Origin of the sequence: Chloroflexus aurantiacus J-10-fl (assembly GCF_000018865.1) — a bacterium.
GTDB classification, from domain to species: domain Bacteria; phylum Chloroflexota; class Chloroflexia; order Chloroflexales; family Chloroflexaceae; genus Chloroflexus; species Chloroflexus aurantiacus.
Genome location: NC_010175.1, coordinates 4,006,634 through 4,025,111 on the forward strand (window position 1 = coordinate 4,006,634; position 18,478 = coordinate 4,025,111).

18 protein-coding genes are annotated in these 18,478 nt (G+C 55.2%); 3 read left to right on the top strand and 15 right to left on the bottom strand.

The annotated features are described in order from the left end of the window. Positions 1–120 precede the first annotated feature (120 nt). The gene (locus CAUR_RS15665; protein WP_012258825.1) at positions 121–1,413 is read right to left on the bottom strand and encodes a sugar ABC transporter substrate-binding protein; all 1,293 of its coding nucleotides are present in this window, start codon (positions 1,411–1,413) and stop codon (positions 121–123) included. Between the two features lie 28 nt (positions 1,414–1,441). After that, complete coding sequence (dps, locus tag CAUR_RS15670; RefSeq protein ID WP_012258826.1) at positions 1,442–1,933, bottom strand: DNA starvation/stationary phase protection protein Dps; 492 nt, start codon at positions 1,931–1,933, stop codon at positions 1,442–1,444. Positions 1,934–2,728: 795 nt separating this feature from the next. Here dps and CAUR_RS15680 point away from each other — a divergent pair. Then, entirely contained in the window at positions 2,729–2,872 is a 144-nt protein-coding gene (locus tag CAUR_RS15680; protein ID WP_157866462.1) for a hypothetical protein, read from the top strand. Between the two features lie 66 nt (positions 2,873–2,938). After that, the gene (locus CAUR_RS15685) at positions 2,939–3,967 is read left to right on the top strand and encodes an AAA family ATPase (protein ID WP_012258828.1); all 1,029 of its coding nucleotides are present in this window, start codon (positions 2,939–2,941) and stop codon (positions 3,965–3,967) included. Between the two features lie 507 nt (positions 3,968–4,474). Here the strand turns inward: CAUR_RS15685 and CAUR_RS15690 are convergent. Then, positions 4,475–7,774 (bottom strand): sensor domain-containing protein, encoded by a 3,300-nt coding sequence (locus CAUR_RS15690; RefSeq protein WP_012258829.1) that lies wholly within the window; start codon positions 7,772–7,774, stop codon positions 4,475–4,477. Between the two features lie 165 nt (positions 7,775–7,939). Next, complete coding sequence (locus CAUR_RS15695; protein WP_015909334.1) at positions 7,940–8,356, bottom strand: hypothetical protein; 417 nt, start codon at positions 8,354–8,356, stop codon at positions 7,940–7,942. A gap of 283 nt (positions 8,357–8,639) precedes the next feature. Here CAUR_RS15695 and CAUR_RS15700 point away from each other — a divergent pair, with 283 nt between their 5' ends. After that, a complete protein-coding gene (locus tag CAUR_RS15700) occupies positions 8,640–9,152 on the top strand; it encodes a hypothetical protein (RefSeq protein WP_012258831.1) in 513 nt (170 codons plus the stop codon). On the opposite strand, the gene CAUR_RS15705 is transcribed toward CAUR_RS15700, so the two are convergent. The 11 genes from CAUR_RS15705 to CAUR_RS15755 form a co-directional block, all read right to left on the bottom strand. Beyond that, on the bottom strand, positions 9,090–10,310 hold the full coding sequence (locus tag CAUR_RS15705) for an alpha-D-ribose 1-methylphosphonate 5-triphosphate diphosphatase (RefSeq protein WP_012258832.1): 1,221 nt from the start codon (positions 10,308–10,310) through the stop codon (positions 9,090–9,092). The two genes, CAUR_RS15700 and CAUR_RS15705, sit on opposite strands and share 63 nt — an antisense overlap. A gap of 8 nt (positions 10,311–10,318) precedes the next feature. Beyond that, positions 10,319–11,005: a phosphonate C-P lyase system protein PhnL gene (locus CAUR_RS15710; RefSeq protein WP_012258833.1), complete on the bottom strand. Its 687-nt coding sequence runs from the start codon at positions 11,003–11,005 to the stop codon at positions 10,319–10,321. A gap of 15 nt (positions 11,006–11,020) precedes the next feature. Then, on the bottom strand, positions 11,021–11,863 hold the full coding sequence (locus tag CAUR_RS15715) for an ATP-binding cassette domain-containing protein (protein ID WP_012258834.1): 843 nt from the start codon (positions 11,861–11,863) through the stop codon (positions 11,021–11,023). Beyond that, positions 11,853–12,722: an alpha-D-ribose 1-methylphosphonate 5-phosphate C-P-lyase PhnJ gene (locus CAUR_RS15720; protein WP_012258835.1), complete on the bottom strand. Its 870-nt coding sequence runs from the start codon at positions 12,720–12,722 to the stop codon at positions 11,853–11,855. The genes CAUR_RS15715 and CAUR_RS15720 overlap by 11 nt, the downstream gene beginning before the upstream one ends. Before the next feature lie 3 nt (positions 12,723–12,725). Next, a complete protein-coding gene (locus CAUR_RS15725; RefSeq protein WP_012258836.1) occupies positions 12,726–13,889 on the bottom strand; it encodes a carbon-phosphorus lyase complex subunit in 1,164 nt (387 codons plus the stop codon). An 18-nt stretch (positions 13,890–13,907) separates the two neighbouring features. Continuing rightward, entirely contained in the window at positions 13,908–14,543 is a 636-nt protein-coding gene (phnH, locus tag CAUR_RS15730; protein WP_012258837.1) for a phosphonate C-P lyase system protein PhnH, read from the bottom strand. Continuing rightward, complete coding sequence (phnG, locus tag CAUR_RS15735) at positions 14,543–14,962, bottom strand: phosphonate C-P lyase system protein PhnG (RefSeq protein ID WP_012258838.1); 420 nt, start codon at positions 14,960–14,962, stop codon at positions 14,543–14,545. The genes phnH and phnG overlap by 1 nt, the downstream gene beginning before the upstream one ends. 4 nt (positions 14,963–14,966) lie before the next feature. Further along, positions 14,967–15,794, bottom strand: coding sequence for a PhnE/PtxC family ABC transporter permease (locus CAUR_RS15740; RefSeq protein ID WP_012258839.1), 828 nt, complete (start codon positions 15,792–15,794; stop codon positions 14,967–14,969). Continuing rightward, a complete protein-coding gene (gene phnE, locus CAUR_RS15745) occupies positions 15,794–16,582 on the bottom strand; it encodes a phosphonate ABC transporter, permease protein PhnE (RefSeq protein WP_012258840.1) in 789 nt (262 codons plus the stop codon). Before phnE ends, CAUR_RS15740 begins: the two co-directional genes overlap by 1 nt. Then, the gene (phnC, locus tag CAUR_RS15750; RefSeq protein WP_012258841.1) at positions 16,572–17,357 is read right to left on the bottom strand and encodes a phosphonate ABC transporter ATP-binding protein; all 786 of its coding nucleotides are present in this window, start codon (positions 17,355–17,357) and stop codon (positions 16,572–16,574) included. The genes phnE and phnC overlap by 11 nt, the downstream gene beginning before the upstream one ends. Before the next feature lie 72 nt (positions 17,358–17,429). Next, a complete protein-coding gene (locus tag CAUR_RS15755; RefSeq protein ID WP_012258842.1) occupies positions 17,430–18,470 on the bottom strand; it encodes a phosphate/phosphite/phosphonate ABC transporter substrate-binding protein in 1,041 nt (346 codons plus the stop codon). Positions 18,471–18,478 lie beyond the last annotated feature (8 nt).

Here is an 18,478-nt window from a genome sequence, read left to right on the forward strand (position 1 = left end):
TGCAGGGTCACGATTCGGTCAACTCAGGTGGGCTAAAGGCCCGTGCGCCCGGTTTGCTTCGCCTCGTTCTGCACTCTGCAAGAGTCCGGCATGTCTGTCAGTATGACGCTCATGGCCCGGCTATGGTTGCACTATTCGCCGTAGACAGGCCAACGCCTCCCGTTGCATCAGGGCGGGTGCTTCGTTGAGGGCTATGTCGCCGATGGTGACGCTGTACAGGTAGGACTCAACACCGAAGATAGCACAACGCGCTGCCGGTGTGGGTGGTAGGCCAGGGGCACTTGCAGCGTGAACTGCCGCTGCTGCACGTCGTGGATCGGATTGAATGCTGGTATCGGTAAGCAGGCTGCTCAGGGCGGGTAGCCTCCCTAGTGCTGCACTCAGGCGTAGTTGAACCTCCGGTTGATAGAGGGTCTTGAGCAGGGCAGTAATATCGGTGGTGGTAGCCTGACCAGCGCGATGGCGCATCAGGAGACTGCCACCGATTAAAGGTTGGGCCGGAGCGCCGGCAAAGGCCGGCAATGGGGCAACTCCAATCTGAAAGGTGTCACTGATCGTCTGATATGTCTGCCATGCCCAGTCGCCATCAATCGCGTAAGCCGCCATTCCCTGCGCCAGCAGACGTTGACCGCGGGCGTAGCTGTCACCATTGCGAGGCGCGGCCCGGTACAGGTCGCGCAGCAGGGTCAGGGTGGCCGTCATTGCCGGTGTATCAAGCGTCGGTTCGCTGCCATCGGGAGTCGTGAAGGAGCCGCCGGCAGCGTAGAACCACGGGGCCATCCAGCGCGCTGCGCCCCAACCCTGCACAAAACCGGCTCGCTCTGGAGTGCGTGCGGTCTGGGCTGCCGTGACGAGATCGGTGGCTGTTGTCGGCAATGCGCGGTCGGGCTGATACAGCAAGAGGAGCATATCTTGGGCTGTGATTGGTGCACCCCATACCGTGGTGGATTCACCGGCAAGGCTGCGCAGGCCGGGTAAGAGATCGGCGGGGAGATCGATGTCCAATGGCGCCAGTGACTGATCGGCTAACAGCCCGACCAGCCCCTCTTGATTGGCCCAGATCAGGTCAGGTGGGGGTAAGCCAAGCAAACGGTCGGTAGCCAGACTCAGCAAGAGGCCGTCTGGATCGCGTGGAACGATCAGCACTTCGATGCCTGCAATCTGTGCTGCCTGCTGCAATGCATCCGCGACAACGGCCTGTGCTGCGACCGGTTCTGCCACCCAAACAGTAAGCTGACGGGGAGCGGGTGTTGCTGTTGGTGCCGGTGTCGCCGTTGGAATCGCGGTGTTGGTTGGAAATGGTGTTGGTGTGGAACGGATCGCGACAGGAGATGCCACGGCGGTGGCGGTTGGTGCAGGTGGCGCAGCAGCACAGGCAGAGCAGATCAGGGCCACGACGCATAACAGCGTCATGGCACTGATAGACCGTAGGTGTACGCTGTTATCCTTGCAGATGTGCCTCAAGGAACCAGAGGTCTTTATCGATAGCACGGGCAATCTCGGTCATCAAATCAGCCGTTGCCTGATCGCTTAGCTCAGTCGCAAAATCGATCCCCTGGCGGGTGGTTTGGGCATATGCGGCAAACCTGTCGGCGAGCGCCGCCACATGGCTCAGGCCGTCAGTAATATCGGTGGGGTATTCGGGTATCCGCGATGCGGCAGCAGCCATGCGAGCGGTACCTAGCGGCATCCCGCCCAATGCGGTAATGCGCTCGGCCAGCAGATCGACAAACCCATTCAGCCGAGCGGCAAGCTCGTCGAAGAGTTCGTGAAGTTCCAGAAATTGTGGCCCTTTGACATTCCAGTGCGCCTGTTTGGCCTGGCTCATCAGATCGAAGGTGTCAGCCAGTTGTTGGTTGAGCATAGTAATCAGCGAGCGACGGCGCTCGACGGGAATGTCTATACGGGTAGCAAATTCCGTAGTCTGTGCCATGTCTTCCCTCCTTCCTCTTCTCGTCTTACCCAAAACCGTAGTGATGACGGTTGGTTGTGGCGATGACAGCAGGAAAGGGTGTCATCACTGATGCTTTCATCATACCAGAGTAAGGGTAGTTTTGCCAGTCCGGGGGTTATACTACACGTAACTCAAGTTGCTACCTTTGTCACCACAGAGACACGGAGGACACAGAGGATGTGCATAACCTGGTTTGCTACCATGAGGCGTGATGAAGTGCGTCCATAAGAACTGGCTGCTCCTCACATCGTTTATGCGGTAATGCCACACGGTGTTGAGGGCAACATAGCGCCGATCCTGGCAGTCAGCTTCCGTGCCTGCTCACCGTGTAGGTGGCAACTTGGGTTACACGTATGGAACATGTTTCGATGGCAAAGATGCGATTCGCTGGTGCAACCCTCTCGCTCTGAGGGGTGGGCTGGGGGCAGAGGCCCGTGTAGAGCGCATTGCGGTGCCGGTGCTGGATGAAACCGGCTCAACATCTGGAAAGAACGAAACGTGTCGTGATGGCAAAGATGCGATTCGCTGGTGCAACCCTCTCGCTCTGAGGGGTAGGCTGGGGGCAGAGGCCCGTGTAGAGCGCATTGCGGTGCCGGTGCTGGATGAAACCGGCTCAACATCTGGAAAGAACGAAACGTGTCGTGATGGCAAAGATGCGATTCGCTGGTGCAACCCTCTCGCTCTGAGGGGTGGGCTGGGGGCAGAGGCCCGTGTAGAGCGCATTGCGGTGCCGGTGCTGGATCAGGCCGGCTTAACACCTGGAAAGAATACATAGTGATAACCGCAGATCGGATTGCGGTGGCGATGAATTTCACTCCTGCCGGCTCACGGGCGCTGGTAACAACCGGTCATCCGATATTTGCGACCGGTTTGGGGGGAACTGATGGGTACTATGTGACGATGCCGTGGGGAAGGTAGCATACGGTATTGTCACTAGCGAGGCACACATTGCGCAAGAGCGAGTATAATGCCGATGCTCCAGGCATGTCTTGTGGGCAACCCTGGTATTCGATTTGGAATGGGGTATTCGTTGTGTCAACAGTTTCCGAAACAGCAATTGCCGAGATTCATCGGGTCACGACCGCGATTCGTGAGCAAATTGGCCGTGTTATTGTCGGTAAGGAAGCGATCATTGATTTGTTACTGGCCGCTTTGCTATGCGAAGGTCACGTGCTGCTTGAAGATGTGCCGGGTACTGGTAAAACGACGCTGGCGCGCACGCTGGCCGGTACGTTGGGATGTACGTTTCAGCGGATTCAGTTTACACCGGATTTGTTGCCGTCTGATGTAACCGGGCTATCGTTCTTCAACCAAAAGATCGGTGAGTTTCAGTTTCGTCCCGGTCCGATCTTTGCCCAGATTGTGTTGACCGATGAGATTAACCGGGCCACGCCGCGCACTCAGAGTGCGCTGCTCGAAGCGATGCAGGAGCGGACGGTGTCGATTGATGGTGAGACGCGCCCGTTGCCGCGTCCCTTCCTGGTGATTGCGACGCAGAACCCGATAGAGCTGGAGGGTACCTTTCCGTTGCCGGAAGCGCAGCTTGATCGGTTTTTAATCAAGGTCGCTATGGGGTATCCGAGTGCAGTGGAAGAAGAAGAGATTGTGCAGCGGTCGCTGACACCAGCGGGTAATCTGTCGTTAGCGCCGGTTGTGAGTGCAGAGCAAGTCAGAGGGTTGCAGGAAGCGGTGCGTGGGGTTGCGATCAATCCACCGGTACGGCAGTATCTGGTGGCGATCACGCGGGCGACCCGTGAGCGGGCCGAGATCGAACTCGGTGCGAGTCCACGTGGTTCGTTGGCGCTCGCTCATCTGGCACAGGCGCGAGCAGCGATGGCGGGACGCAGTTTTGTGTTGCCGGATGATGTGAAGGCGATGGTGGTACCGGCGCTTAACCATCGGCTCATTCTGACCGCCGAGGCGCGTCTGCGTGGGCAGACGACGACCGCCATTCTCGAACAGATTCTGGCTCAGATACCGGTGCCGGTAGAGGGTGAGGGAGTGACGGGGTGATGGTTGTGTGTCGCTTGTCGGCAGTCCAACCGGGTATGTGGAAGCATGGCCGGTCGGTCATGTGCCAGAGCGGTGGTGTCTCCGTGCCTGAGACGAGAGTCACGTAACGACATGGTTCGCGCTGTGACCTGTGCCGGATCGCAAGTACGGCTGGCGCGGCAGCATGGCTGCCGCACGCCAAATGATGCGTCACAGGCAATCCGGTCTGGGCAGCAGTATTCCCTCCGGCGCAGATGCACCCTCGACCCGCAGCGGTACCGCTACCCTAGGCGCCGGATCGCGAGTACGGCTGGCGCGGCAGCATGGCTGCCGCACGCCAAACTGTGCGGCACGCGCATGACGAGAGGGAAAGGCAACCAATCCAGTGGATGATTTCAGCGCAGATGGATGCAGGTGCTGCTCGTTTCCATAACGGCTTGCCCGGTGGAAACGCCGTTCTTTGTCTCTGCACACAGGTCACCGTTAGTGTGACGGTGCGATCACGAGCGGTAACTTCTGGTAAACTACTTAATCTGCCGGGGCACGACCATTCTGTAAGCGCAAAATGGTAGGCCAGACCTCATCTGCCGGGAGTGGATGCGCAAACAGGTAGCCTTGCAGGATGTCGCAACCCATGCTGATCAGCGCCGAGCGTTGTTCAGGTGTCTCAACCCCCTCGGCGATCACTGCCAGACCCAGGCTGTGGGCCAGGTTGATGATTGCGCGGAGGAGTGCACGGCTGTTGGTGACCATATTGCTTTGCTCGTCGATGGCCCGCACAAACGCCTGATCAATTTTCAGTGCATCGAGGCGAAGCTGGCGCAGATAGGCCAGTGAAGAGTAGCCGGTACCGAAGTCATCGAGCGCGATACGTATACCAAGTTGACGTAACTGATCAATCTGGCGGGCAGCATAGATTGGGTCATCGAGCATCACTCCTTCGGTGATCTCCAGCTCAAGCCAGTTTGCCGGCAGCCCACTGGAATGTAAGATCGCAGCCACTTCAGAGACAAACTCGGGTCGTAGTAACTGCCGGGCCGACACATTGATACTGATGCGCAAGAGAGGGTAGCCGGCCTTGTGCCAGGCCATAGCCTGGCGACATGCCTCGCGTAACACCCAGGAACCGATCTCGATGATCAGATCACTCTCTTCGGCAATAGGGACAAATTCACCCGGTGGGATCAGTCCGCGTTGTGGATGATGCCAGCGCACCAGTGCCTCGACACTGGCAACCTGTTCGGTAACCAGATCGTACTGTGGCTGGTAGTAGACGATCAGTTGCTGACGTTCAATGGCGCGCCGCAATTGAACTTCCAGTGCCAGCCGGGTATGAGCACGGCGACTATGTTCGGGCCGGTAGTGTAAAAACCCGCTTCGTTTAAATTCCTTTGCCCGATGCATTGCACTGTCGGCATTTTTGAGCAGCGTCACACTATCGACGCCATCGCGTGGAAAAAGACTGATACCGATACTGGCGGTCAAACGCAGCTCCTGTCCTTCATGGATATACGGCGTCTGCAATGCATCGAGGAGACGTTGAGCTGCAATATCGGCCAGCCGGGCATCGGGCAAATCGGGCATCAGCAACAAGAACTCATCACCACCCATCCGACCAAGGGTGTCTTGTGGACGGACGCAGGCGGCAAATGCCTGACTGACGTGTTTCAGGAAGCGATCACCAATCGGATGGCCCAGCGAGTCATTCACCTGTTTAAAGCCATCGAGATCGATGAAGAGCAAAGCAACCGTATGTCGGCGTTCACGTGCATCACGCAATGCCAGCTCGATCCGCTCCTGGAGGAGATGGCGATTCGGCAGACCGGTCAGAGGATCGTAGCGCACCTGATAGTGGAGTTGGGCATTCAGTCGGGTATGATCGGCGATCAGGTTGAGCAGATCGGTAATAACACGGAGCAGCGACTGATCACGTTCTGGCATCCAGTCGGTTTGGGTGTGGAAGATAGCCAGTGCGCCATCATCACCGGCGAGTGGCCAGAGCCAGCAGCCGGTAACACCGTACTGGCTCAGTTCAGTCCAGTGGGTATGTACATTAATCGAGATTGGGGTTGTGGTGCGATGGTGATGGGCAAGTAATTGTCGAATGCGTGCTTCAAGGCGTTCAGCTTCATCGAGTAGTCGTTCACTTGAAGCTGTTGCATGCCCGTCAATGCCTACCCATACCAGCCAGTGCGGTCGTTGCCGTTCGATCAACTCCACCAGCCTGGTCAGAACTGTGGTTACTGGACTATGTTGCAGGAGGAGCGCCAGGATTTCTGAGCGATCATGTTCGAGGAATGCTGCCAGTTTCTGCGCACTAATATCACGATGTAACGCGATAAAGTGGGTAGTTTGTCCATAATCATCGGTGACCGGTGACAGACTCAGATCAACCCAGATTGGTTCACCGATGCGCGTGTAGTAGAGCAATTCAAGGCGAATCGGTTTGCGCTGTTCCATTGCCTGCCATAGAGTTTGCAGGCTCATCACATCGGTAGCGGGGCCGTGCAAAATGCGCAGGCTACGTCCGATCAACTCATGGGTGGCATAGCCGGTCAGGCGGCTACAGGCTGCGTTCGCATAGCGAATAAATGGCCCGGGTGAATATAACGGCTCTGCATCAAGGATCAGTACAGCATCATTGGTATGGATCACAACCGACTCGAGCAGGCGGAGGCGCTCCTCAACCTGTTTGCGGCTGGTAATGTCACGGACAACAATCAGCGTACCACCATTTGCCAGTTCATCGTGGTGAAGCGGATCAATGCTGACATCGACGATGATCGTGCGACCATCGGGTAAGCGGTGCAGGAGTTCACCGCGCCATCCTGGCGTATGGCTGAGCGGGTTCCATTCGACGGTCTGCGCGGGTAATGGCTCAGCGACAAACAGGCGTGAAAGCGGTTGATCCAGCACCTCGGCGGGATTGACGCCGTAAAGATAGGCGGCCATGTCATTCAAATAGACAATTGCACCACTGCGATCAGTGACAATCACCGCCTCGTTGATTTGGGACAAGACGTGGACTTGCAGGTGGAGGCGACGCTCGGCTTCAATCCGGTCGGTGACATCGTAGCCAAAAGACAGTACTTGCGGTTCGCCTGCACCTTCGATCAGAACTCCCTGTACCTCAACTGCACGCACCACATGATCGCGGGCATAGATGTGATAGAGCATAGGAGGAAGAGGTTGACCGTTGCGTAATGCCTGCCGGCGTTGCCACATAATCGCGTGTTCGTCAGCAGCCAAAAATTCGGTAATCGGACGGTTCAACAGCTCTTCAGGGGTGTTCACACCAAAAATGCGTGCGCCGGCGGGATTGCAATAGCGGATAATTCCATCAGGCAGGCTGCTGATGATAATCATCATTGGTGCCAGTTCGAGGAGCTGGCGGTAGCACACATGATGGCTACGTAATGCATAATCGGCAGCCAGCAATGGGGTGATGTCGTAGCCACTCAGCACAATGCCGTTAATGCCGGGATGTTGCTGGCGATTACACGACCGCAATTCAAAGATACGCCAGCTCCCGTCGTGATGCTGCAACCGCACCCGCAAGGGTTGAGATTGATATTGACCGACTGTCAGTTGACTGAGATGTTGTTCGACAGCAGTGGATTCGTCAGGATGCACTAATTCGCAGAAGTGGCGGTTAAGAAGCGCAATCGGTTCGTAGTCGAGTAGAGTAATAAAGGATTGGTTAACAAAACGAATAGTATGATCAATATCAAGAATAACAATGATTTCAGCAATACATTCCAACAAACCTCGCCAGGTTGTTGCGATGTCATCATAATCGAATTGAGACGAGATAGTGTTGTCAGTCATACTGGCAGTGATAATGTGCTGATTTCTTTACCGACCTCACGAGTATACCGCTTTTACTGCATGACGTTACAAGAGTGTATACAGAAATAGATACCTGCTCCTGCATGAATAAATTGTTAATCAAGCAGGAGCAGGCATCGGTGTGCTCAGCTACATTTCTGGCGATCAGGTCAGTAGTTGCCACACATCGAATCCTAATGAAAAGAGAATGATAAACAGAATAACACTGGAGAGTGGGAGCATATCAAAACGGCGCGGGTGACGGGTTTGCCAGAAGTAGCGTAAACTGCGCACGAGCATGGTTATTGCCAGTAGATCAAGCACAATAACGAGGGGGAGTGAAATATCAGTCGTCAACCCGATCAGCGGTAATACCACCGGTAGCAGCACATACTGAAGCGTGCAGCGGGTCGCTGAGATGAAGAGTGAGAAACTAAAGGCTCGCTCGCCTGGCGTTGCCGGCACTACTTCTTCCTCGTCACCCACATCATTGTTCAGCGGTACTTCGGTTGATGCCGGTGGTGGCGAGAGGAAGAGTAATCGGTCAAATACACGGTCAAGGGTGTCGGTAAGCGCTGACATAGGCATTGTTATGTAGACGGACTATGAACTACATTCTACTATGTATTATACTGTGTTTTCCTGCAATGCAGTGCAGGGTGATGTGGGCAAGTGACCGGTGTGCGAAAGTATATTGGAAACGCGATCTATCCGATGATCCGGGTGATGGGTATGCATGGAAAGCTCTCGTTGTGATTGTATTCGTTCTAATACCAGATCTGTTCGCAATACCCTCATCATCGCACACCGGTATTGCAGTATACTGATACAAGATGAATGCTTTTGATACCGTGTACACAGGTCTATGCGTTATCTCAAACCGTTTCTGGTTGTCCTTCTGCTGCCACTGGCCGGGTTATGGTGGTTCGGGAGCAATGTTTTGATAACCGAATGGCTGCTCGGTCATAGTGAAGGTTTTCAGCGTTTTGTCATCTGGCTCATTTCTACCTTACAGAGTAGTGGTTACGTCACTATTATCTTGCTCGGTGTAGGGTATGTTCTGATTAGCCTGCTTGAAATGCTCTTGTGGCCAACCGGTACGCTGACCCGCCGCTGGGGTGTCTCGGCCCTGATCTTCTGGCTGGCCCTGGTTGGGATCGAAGCCATCGGTACCTTCAACGGCTATAGCATTCGCTACACCGGTATGCTGGCGATTGATGGAATGCCACCGCCGGAGTGGGGGCGCTGGCTCAGTGGCATTCCGGTTGCGTTGTTGTGTGCGTTCGCTCCTGAAGGGCTTATTCGTTGGGCCTTGTTACAGGTTTGGGCCTGGTGGCGGCAGTGGTCTGTCAGGCCGGTTGTGGTGAGCAAAGGGTAAGGGGTTGTGTTGTTCTGTCCACGTATACACAGGTATGCCGGCGACAAAGACCTGTTGGACAACCGGGTCTGGCATCAGGCGCACGCAGATGAGGTCGGCACTGCGTCCCGGTTGAATACTGCCAATGACGTGATCGAGGCCGACCGCCCGTGCCGGGTTGTAGCTGACCAGGGCTACTGCGGCAGGAAGGCTCAGGGTACCGCGATCAGCCAGGCGAAAGATAACCGGTAAGAGTGAAGCCGGATAGTAGTCGGCGCAGAGCCAATCGACGACACCGGCTTCAATCGCGCTCAATGCACTCAGATTTCCGCCACTCGATTTGCCACGCAGAACGTTCGGTGCGCCCATGCCAACCGACATCCCACTCGTATGGGCGGCCTTCGCTGCACTCATCGTCGTTGGAAATTCGGTAATGTGGATGCCGGATTCTGCCCATCGGGCAATACGCTCCGGCGAGTCGTCATCGTGGCTGGCTATCGGTAAGCCATGATCGCGAGCGATGCGCACCACCTGATCAATCCGATACGGAATGTCGGCCTGTGCGGCCCGTTTACGGGCCAGAATTTCATCAATTTCATCAGCGCTGCGTCCGGTCGTCTGCGCTACATAGGCCCGAAAAGCAGCTTCGGTTGTGTATTGACCCTGGCCTGGACTGTGATCCATGATCGAGACCAGGCGCAACAACGGATGACCGGCAATCGTCTTGAGGGCAACCAGGCCGCGATCACTGCTGATTTCGACCCGAGCGTGTACCAGATGCCGTGCCCCGCAGTGCCGTTCGCTGGACAGGCGGTGAAGAAAATCGTAGACGAAGCGTTCGCTCCGGACACCAAATTCAGCATCATCCAGTGACAGCGCATGAAACTGGCAGGTGACGCCACAACCGAGTAAGAGCCGATCCGCAGCGTGGATCGCAATCCCGACCTCAATTTCAACCCCAGGACGCGGCTGTACCAGTTTTTCGATAATGTCACAGTGCAGATCGACCAGGCCGGGTAGCAGGTAGGAACCACTGAGATCGAATTGGGGTACGGTCGGTGTTTGTGGATAGCTACCCTGTCCGATGGAGCCGATTTTACCGTTTTCAACCAGCACCCATCCGCTATCGACTACCCGGTCAGGCAATACGATGGTTGCATTCGCTAGCAGAAACTGCACACACCACCTCACTCGTTAAACGTCCACTTACGGTCGGCATACGCCCCCAGGCCGGCCAGATCGTGAGAGACACTGATAATCGCTGTCCCATCATGTTGGGCAGCCTGGATCATCTCAATCACGATCCGTTTAGTTCCTTCGTCAAGACTGGCAGTAGGTTCATCGAGCAGTAGCAGCCGTGGTCGGGCAATGAATGCCCGGCCCAGATTGATCCGTTGCTGTTCACCACCACTAAACGTGACCGGACTGGCCGGCCATAGCGACCGGGCAATGCCCAGCCGTTCCAGCCATTCCTGTCCGATGTGTCTGGCTGTGGCGCGATCCATTCCCTGGCGGTAGAGCGGTTCACAGATAGTGTCAAGGGCCGATACCCGTGGCAGAACGCGCAAAAACTGTGAACAGAACCCAATTTCGCGTTCGCGGAGATGCAAAATGACATCGTCCGCCGCCAGTCTGAGATCAATCCGCCCAAATTGTTCTGAGGAAAACCAGATATGACCAGCGTCGGGGATATAGGTGCGATAAATGCACTTCAGAATGCTGGTTTTGCCCATTCCACTGCGACCATAAATGAGAAGGTGTTCGCCGGCATGCACTGTCAGGTTCACATCGCGCACCGGTGTAATTGTGCGACCGTCGATCAGGTGCAGGGTGAAGGATTTAACCAGATGGTCTACTTCGAGCAGTGGCTGCATAGATTGAGATCACCTTTACAGGGCTGATGAGACAAGCAACTGTGTATACGGATGCTGCGGGTCTTCCAGAATCTGATCGGTAAGACCGGCTTCAACAATGTGACCATTCTTCATCACAATCGTGCGTCGAGCCAGTTGGCGAACGACGCCAAGGTCGTGTGATACCAGCAGCATGGTGATGCGATCTTCCCACTGAATCCGACGCAGCAGGTCGAGGATGCGAGCCTGTACTGACACATCCAGACCGCTGGTGATTTCGTCAAGGAGCAGGATGGTGGGTCGGCTGGCCAGCGCCTTGGCGATCTGGACGCGCTGGAGCATCCCACCACTAAACGTGGGTGGTTCATCGTCAATGCGCTCAGGGGGAAGTTCGGTTTTCACCATCAATTCGGTGGTACGTGCGCGAATACGACCAAAGTGTCGCCATTCGGCGAGAAGCAGTTTTTCGGCTACATTCCCGCCTATCGAGAAGCGCATGTTCAGCCCAAGCTCTGGCCGCTGGTAGACGATACCAAGGTGGGTATTCCGAAACAGCCGTGCTTCGTAGCGGTTCAGAGTCGTGAGATCGTGTGCTGTCTCGCCGTCTGCACGGTACCAGATGTGACCACGGTCGGGTTGTACAGTAAGGTGGATCATCTGCAAGAGTGTGCTTTTGCCGCTGCCACTCTCTCCAACAATGCCAAGTACTTCGCCCTTTGCCAGTTGCAGGTTCACGTCCACACATGCCCACACGGTGCCACAACGCGGACAACGGGAGCGTCCCTGTGTGGGGCCGGTAAGCTGGTGACAGTCGGCACAGGTTGGGCCGAAGTGTTTGTAGAGATGATCTACGCGCAAGATCCAGTCTTCATCGATCACGTTGTTCACCCTGTCGTTTAGCACAAAATGCAACATCGGAACAGGTCATCTCCCAACGTCCGCCATTTGCATCAGCAACAAAGTGTGACGTCAGGAAGGTGTTTTCGGCACCACAACGCGCACAGCGTTGACCAGGCCGATATTCGGTGCGGAAGGGATAGTCTTCAAATTGCAATGGTTCGACCGGCGTATGTGGCGGTACAGCGTAGATCCGCTTCTCGCGCCCGGCACCGAACAGATAGAGCGTCTCGGCCATATGCAGTTTAGGCACATCCCAGCGTGGAATGGGGGTTGTATCCATCATGTAGCGGTGATTCACAATAACCGGGTACTGGCTGGCAATCCGTAAATCACCGGCCCGGACAACACTCTCGTACAGGTACACCCACATCTTGCCGTAATCGGTTTCACCGTGCATAGTGATCGCACGTTCGAGGCTGGGTTCAACCCAACGCAATGGATCGGCCATCGGCACCTGCAAGACCAGAATCTGATCGGCCCGTAGCGGTTCTTCGGGAATGCGGTGACGGGTCTGGATCAGGCTCGCTGCAGCCGTATCGGTCGTGGTAGCCACGCCGGTTGTGCGGTGAATCAATCGCCGCAGGTTGACGGCATTCACACTCTCGTCATCACCCTGGTCGATGACTTTCAGCGTATCATCTGGCGTAATGATTGATAGCGTGATCTGAAGACCACCGGTGCCCCAGCCGCGTGCAATCGGTAGATCGCGACTGGCAAAAGGTATGAGGTGACCGGGCAGCGCAACAGCCTTGAGCAGGCTCCGTCGAATTTCACGCTTCGCATCTTCATCAAGAAGCGCGAAACTGTACAACTGGTCGGCAGACTCATTCACCATCATACCTTACTCCGTCAGTGCCTGATCAACCAACTGGTGCAGGCGACTCTGTTGCTGTGCGTGATGATCACGGGCGCGGTCAAGCACGCTGAGATCGGCGGCAAACGTGACGTAATGTGGTAGCTTGAAATGCGCTACAAAACCGCTGGCCTCAATGCCATCGGTGTGCAGCAGAACAAACTCCTCATCGGCAGCAGGGCCTGATTCTCCCGCCAGACTACCGGCACGGGCCTGGGTCAGCACACTGTCAAGAATAGCCATACTCATGGTTTTCAGCTCACTCTGCCCGAAGGCAAAGCCGTAGCCGACATTGAAACGCGGGGTGCCGGTGCGACTGGTAACGCTATGCGCTTTCGAGGCCACCTCGGTCTCGGTAACTTCAATCTCGCCAATGGTTATTGGTTCGCCGGTAAGCGGGTGCGCGACCTGAATGGCCAGGTAGCCATAACGCAACTCCACCAATGCCGGATGGGCATCGCCATACCCGCGCACACTACTGTACGCCAGACACATCAGACTACCGGTGTCGGCTTGCATCAGAGCTTGCAGCCGGGCACTGCGCGGACAGGGAAAGACCAACGGTTCACGAGTAATATCGAACGGTTCCGTTTCCTCACTGTCGGCTGGAATATCAACAATCATCTGCTCCTGCCGCATATAATCGGCAACTTTGGGAAACCGCCCCCATTCACCGGAACGAATCCCTCCCTTTTCAACAAGAGCAGCGTACTGCTCAGCCGCTCGTGCAACATCGACAATCGTTTCGTGAGCCAGATCAGGTTGGAGCAGCCGGATGAGATAATCGCTGGCCGGTCCCAATATCTGACCGCCGGGGATGTCCTTGAAAGAAGCCGAAATGCGACGCAGACACGAGATGTCGCGTCCAGAAGCCGGAAGCGAGGCCATAACACGTGGGAGTGTTGTGCGGTAGGCACGCAGGAGAAACGCCGCTTCGATGCTATCTCCCTCGGCCTGTTTCAGGGCCAGCGCGGCCAGTAATGGCGCGTAAAGCGCACCTTCGTGCATTGCCCGGCTCACCGCGTGGCGTAACTGATCGCGAATCTGGGGTAACTGGAGCGGTGTACTGCCACCCAACAGCCGTAAACAGGTGACAAGCTCCTCGGCACGGCTGATGGCTTCACTACCGCCACGAACGGCAACATATCCCATGGTTGCTCCTCGAATTGGTTAGCTCGTTGGTATTAATATCCGGGTTGTGCGTGGTATGCCCAGGCAGCGACCATTGTCGTCAATCAGAAAGAGATCGATCCCCAACGGAAAGCGATCTCGCCGGGCAAGTAATAGCTCTATCTGGATCGGGGTGTGAGACGTTATCCCGACCGTGGCAATGCCGGCAATACCCGGCCCCGTCAGGCGGAAGGTGCTACCGGTAGCTACCAGATCTGACACACAGAGAAACGCCGTACAACTCTGTTCCGGGTAGATCAGCGATCCCTCTTGTAGCTCGCTCAAGCGCGAAAGACTGGAGGTATCGTGCAGCAGAGCAAAATCGGCGATGGCCGGTGCAACCACTCGTGAACCACTGCGGAGTGTAATCCAGCGAGACAGCGGCTGGTCGTCAGTGAGCCACCTGTTATCATGTGCATGCACGAAACTCACTCGCTGATCAAGCAGGCTCATACAGGCAGCTACTGCCGTTGTGTTCGGCGGCCTGCCATCGGGTAGTGGCGGCAAGTCGCTATAGGGCGGTGGCGGGAGCTGGCCGATCTTCCCTGGACGGGCCAGACAATCGAGCAATACCCGGAAGGCGCGACTGTTAAACAGCTCAATTGGTGTTGGTGGCGAAGCGACAATCGTCATCATCAGAATGTCTCGAAATCTACCCGCGTTGCAGCGGCGGCGGCGAACCGGCGTTCGTATGCTGTGCCAAGCTGGTGACCAAGTGCGGCAATCTTCGGTCTGAGATCGGCATGGGGATCGCCCGGCATACGGAGCGCGGCATCCAGGATGGCAAGGGCCGTAGCGTGATCGGGGTCACGTCCGATGACCATTCCAAACCCAAACTGACCATTCAGCTCCAGGCGGGTTTCGGTGACCAGAATCTCCCCGGCGTTGAACAGGGTTTCGGCCACACCGTCGCGCATACGCAACTGTACCAGTACATAGCGGGGACCGCTGATAAAGCGGATCGCGTGCTGGTCGTAACATGCCAGCACCTGATCGGCCAATTCACAAACCAGGTGCGGTGGACTGCAACTGAGAATGTGCGATAGCGTTAGCATGGGATCACTTCTGTTCTATCTTGCCAACCGTCGCTTTCAGGTGAGTTGCACCCCATTCGAGCAGGATCGCGAAGATCAGCACTGCATACGTGAACATACCGAGTTCGCGGAGATTCAGATAGAAGGCACTGGCCATAAACATATCGAATCCGATCCCGCCGGCACCGGCCACTGCACCCATCGCAATCGCGACTGAAAAGTTGATCTCAAAGCGCACAAATGTCCACGAGAGCAGGGCAGAAGCAGTGGACGGTGTTACCGCTTGAAACACGGTCTGCCACCAATTGGCACCACAGGCGCGCAGGGCTTCCAGTATTCCCGGATCAAGCTCTTCAAATGTTTCGGCATATGCCTTCACCAGATAACTGATCGAATGGAAGGTCATGCCAATAACTGCTGCCACACTGCCCAACCCGGTCGTTACGGCAAAAAACAAGACCCAAAGTACTGTTGGAACTGCACGTATAAACGCCATCACAGCTTTCACCACGTTAGTGACGTGCAGTGGGGCAAGATTCTGAGCTGCTATGAGTGCAAGAAAAAAGGCGATCCCAGCGCCAAACACCGTTGTCAGCAAACCGAGACAGACAGTAATCAGCAGCTCCCGCAGTAATTCAAACCAGTTTAGATTATCCAGACGCGCTTCGAGAAAGACGATGCGAAAACTGTTGAGCATATCACCAAATGCGGCTACGGGATCAACATTGCGCGTGTCAAGGGTCAGCAAGCCGTAAATAGTCAATATGCTCAGCACAATCAGCGTTCCCTGGATGACCAGATTCGCCTTGTTGGCCGGACGTACTCGAATTCGCGCGGGTTGAGTGGCTTCCATCAGAGAATGATCCTCCGAATGTGATTCGATACCGTTTCAATCAACAAAACTGCTGCTACTGTCACCAGCACGACCAGGCTGGCCGAGCCATAACTGAAGTTTTTGAAGTAGAGATCGAACAAGAAACCGATACCGGTTCCGGTGAGAATGCCGACCAGCGTGGCGCTGCGGATATTGGTCTCGATCATATAGAGCAGCCAGCTAATCAGTTGGGGAAGACAGGATGGAATAACACTCTGACTGATGATGGCACCATAATTTGCGCCAGTTGCCCGCAGTGCCTCAACCGGCTCAGTCCCAACCTCATCGATGGTTTCAATCATAACGCGGGTGATAAAGCCCAGCGAGACAAAAAAGAGCGCGAAAAAACCGGTGAACCCACTTTGCCCGAACGAGAAAAGCAGAATAAGGGCCCAAACCGAGACATCAATATTCCGAAAGATACTGGCGATAGCGCGGGCCGGCAGGCTAAGCCAGCGATGCGGCCGGGTCGTATTCGCACCGAGGATCGCCAGTCCTAATCCGAAAACCGCAGCGATACTCGAAGAAGCGATTGCCGCCAGCACAGTTTCCTGCAATCTGGTCAGAATTGTCGGCAAACGTGACCAGGCTCGTGCATCGGGGATAAAATTGCTGACCGCCCAGGCAAACGATTGCGGCACAGCAAGCAATCCCTTTACCACATCAAACTGGGTAAGCAAGATGCTACCATACGTGAAGCCGAAGATAGCCGCGAAGAAGAGTATCGACTGCATGCGGCGCCGTCGAAAGAAGGTTTCAGGCTGCATAGCGCTCTTTCAAATCCAGAATAAGTTCACCGGCCTCCGAACCGTAGATCTGATAAATCTGTGCATTACTCAGGGCCTGGGGTACTCCGTCGTAGAGAATCTTTCCCCGGTTGATGCCAATAATTCGTTCTGCATAGTGGAGAGCAACATCAACCTGGTGTAGATTTACCAGAACAGTAATCCCCAACGTTCGATTAATCTCGCGCAACGTATCCATAATGATCTTGGCCGAACTCGGATCGAGTGAAGCGATTGGCTCATCACACAGCAGCATTCTGGGTTGTTGAACCAGCGCACGGGCAATGCCGACTCGTTGTTTCTGTCCACCGCTCAACTGGTCACAACGTTTGTACATCTGCTCTTCCAGGCCCAACATCTCCAGAATACGCACAGCCTCTCGTTTCTCTTGTTCACTGTAAAGACCGAGAATACCCTGAATCGTATTCTTGTAACCCAGGCGTCCGTGCAGAACATTTTCCAGCACGCTGAGACGATTAACCAGATTGTAGTGCTGAAAAATCATACCGATCTGCGTGCGATGGTGGCGGAGCGCCTGACCGCGTAATTTGGGAACACTCACTCCATCGAAACGAATGTCACCACTGGTAATATCAATAAGTCGATTAATACAGCGGAGCAGTGTTGATTTACCGGCACCAGAGGGGCCAATGATGGCAACGAATTCGCCGGGCTGCACCGCAAAGGTAATCTCGTTCAGAGCCAGCGTTTCAGTGCCGTAGCGCTTGGTTACAGCGTCTGCTTCAAGCAAAGGCATGCTTATCTCCTCTTAGAATGACGTGGGATTGAAGCCGACATAACGTCGGCTTCAATCCGAACGTCTGGTTAATTAGCGCAGCTCGCGAATTGGATTGAAGAAGGCGTCATCGACAACCAGAAAACGCTCGGCGTTGGTCTTGCGGAAAAGTGGCTTGAAACCGGCGTCTATCTCCTCCTTCGTAGCGAAGATTTTAGGGTTATTCGCTACGGCATCCGAGGTCAATGCATCTTGCAGACGCTTGATCTCATCAGCGCTCAACATACTGCTGTTAGCGACGAAGGGAGCGTTGAGAACGGGCGTTGATGCAATGAGTACAAACTCAGCGCCGGGAAACTTATCGAACGGTTCATCAGCGTTAGGGAGTACGCGATACACAGCACCGGGTCGATTTGCTTCACCCTCAACCAGCTCTACATAGTTGGCAACACAGGCATCGCAAAATGCAGCCACGTCAACTTTGCCTGACAGCAGATTTACTGCCGACCCCTGATGTGATCCGCCAAACAGAACTTCACTGAAGAACTTACCGTTACCACCCTCAATCAGATCGTCTGCCGTCAGTGCCTTCCACTTATCCTGCTGGCTGAAATATCGCACGATGTCCGCCGAAGGCACACGGAAACCGGATGTCGAACTGCTCGACACAAAGGAGAAGCGCTTGCCCTGGATATTGTCAATCTTGAAGACACCGTTCTCCTGATAGTTTCCTTCCTGACCACGCATGACGGCCAGCCAACTGTAGTAGACGGCTGTCTCTAACCGACCATCACTGCCGCTTGGAATGACGAGTGGAATGACTTTATCGTTCTTGTCGTGTGCCTGTACGTAGGCTTCGGCACCGAAGAAGCCGAGATGGGCGGTGTTGTTCGCCAACGCTTCAACAGCAATAAGGTAGTCTGTTGTTGTCCGATGTTCTACCGGGCGGCCAAGCGTCTCGCTAACAACTGCACCGATAGCCTCACGAGCATCTCTCAGCTCTGAACCCGACTCGTTAGGTAACCACGCGAAGATGATTGGTGAATTTGGATTTGACGCTGTCCCACTGTTTCCACACGCTGCTAATGCAACAGCAACCGCCAGGATCACGAACAAAAGCCGCATAGACCGCATATCGAAAT

Bases quoted from the DNA above. Each gene is read 5' to 3' on its own strand.
- phnH (WP_012258837.1), bottom strand. From the start codon at position 14,543: ATGATGACGATTGTCGCTTCGCCACCAACACCAATTGAGCTGTTTAAC.
- CAUR_RS15740 (WP_012258839.1), bottom strand. From the start codon at position 15,794: ATGGAAGCCACTCAACCCGCGCGAATTCGAGTACGTCCGGCCAACAAG.
- phnC (WP_012258841.1), bottom strand. From the start codon at position 17,357: ATGCCTTTGCTTGAAGCAGACGCTGTAACCAAGCGCTACGGCACTGAA.
- phnG (WP_012258838.1), bottom strand. From the start codon at position 14,962: ATGCTAACGCTATCGCACATTCTCAGTTGCAGTCCACCGCACCTGGTT.
- CAUR_RS15720 (WP_012258835.1), bottom strand. From the start codon at position 12,722: ATGATGGTGAATGAGTCTGCCGACCAGTTGTACAGTTTCGCGCTTCTT.
- CAUR_RS15695 (WP_015909334.1), bottom strand. From the start codon at position 8,356: ATGTCAGCGCTTACCGACACCCTTGACCGTGTATTTGACCGATTACTC.
- CAUR_RS15685 (WP_012258828.1), top strand. From the start codon at position 2,939: ATGTCTTGTGGGCAACCCTGGTATTCGATTTGGAATGGGGTATTCGTT.
- CAUR_RS15665 (WP_012258825.1), bottom strand. From the start codon at position 1,413: ATGACGCTGTTATGCGTCGTGGCCCTGATCTGCTCTGCCTGTGCTGCT.
- phnE (WP_012258840.1), bottom strand. From the start codon at position 16,582: ATGCAGCCTGAAACCTTCTTTCGACGGCGCCGCATGCAGTCGATACTC.
- CAUR_RS15755 (WP_012258842.1), bottom strand. From the start codon at position 18,470: ATGCGGTCTATGCGGCTTTTGTTCGTGATCCTGGCGGTTGCTGTTGCA.
- CAUR_RS15710 (WP_012258833.1), bottom strand. From the start codon at position 11,005: ATGCAGCCACTGCTCGAAGTAGACCATCTGGTTAAATCCTTCACCCTG.
- dps (WP_012258826.1), bottom strand. From the start codon at position 1,933: ATGGCACAGACTACGGAATTTGCTACCCGTATAGACATTCCCGTCGAG.
- CAUR_RS15725 (WP_012258836.1), bottom strand. From the start codon at position 13,889: ATGGGATATGTTGCCGTTCGTGGCGGTAGTGAAGCCATCAGCCGTGCC.
- CAUR_RS15690 (WP_012258829.1), bottom strand. From the start codon at position 7,774: ATGACTGACAACACTATCTCGTCTCAATTCGATTATGATGACATCGCA.
- CAUR_RS15700 (WP_012258831.1), top strand. From the start codon at position 8,640: ATGCGTTATCTCAAACCGTTTCTGGTTGTCCTTCTGCTGCCACTGGCC.